A 534-nucleotide genomic window follows, 5' to 3' on the forward strand; every position below is an offset into this window, starting at 1 on the left:
CGCCCAGTCCGGCAATCGCCAGGGCACTCGCTTCCGTCCCGCCGGAGGTGAACACCACGTCGGCCGGGGCGGCGCCGAAGCGGGCGGCGATCGCCTCGCGTGCATCCTCCAGCATCCGCCGCGCGTGCCGACCGGCGGCGTGGACCGAGGCCGGGTTGCCGCCGGCATCCAGCGCCGCGAGGGCGGCCGCGCGCGCCTCGGGCCGCAGCGGCTCGGTGGCGTTGGCGTCGAGATAGACGCTCACGCGGCGTCCGCTGGACGCGGCGTCGTGCGGGCGGGCACGCGCCCTTCGATGACGTCGGCGAGGGTCACGCGCTCAAGGAAATGGCGGATCTCGCTGCCGAGCGCGTCCCACAGATCGTGCGTCAGGCACTGCGCGCCGGGCTCGCCGGCGGGACAGCCTGGACCGCCGGTGTGGCAGCCGGTGGTGCGCAGCTCCTCCTCGGCGGCGAGGACGATGTCGGCGATGGTGACCTGCCCGGCCGGCCGGGCGAGCCGGTAGCCGCCGCCCGGACCGCGCACGGCGCACAGCAG

General features: G+C 76.8%; 2 protein-coding genes. Both read right to left on the reverse strand.

The genetic code is table 11. The features are described from left to right. A partial coding sequence (locus B8460_RS20065; RefSeq protein WP_048863398.1) for an aminotransferase class V-fold PLP-dependent enzyme occupies positions 1 to 244 on the reverse strand: 244 nt, incomplete at its 3' end. Then, positions 241 to 534 (reverse strand): Rrf2 family transcriptional regulator (locus B8460_RS20070; protein ID WP_048863399.1); only part of this gene is annotated, 294 nt, incomplete at its 5' end. The genes B8460_RS20070 and B8460_RS20065, both read right to left, overlap by 4 nt.

The sequence above is a fragment of the Acidisphaera rubrifaciens HS-AP3 genome (genome assembly GCF_000964365.1).
GTDB classification, from domain to species: Bacteria; Pseudomonadota; Alphaproteobacteria; order Acetobacterales; family Acetobacteraceae; genus Acidisphaera; species Acidisphaera rubrifaciens.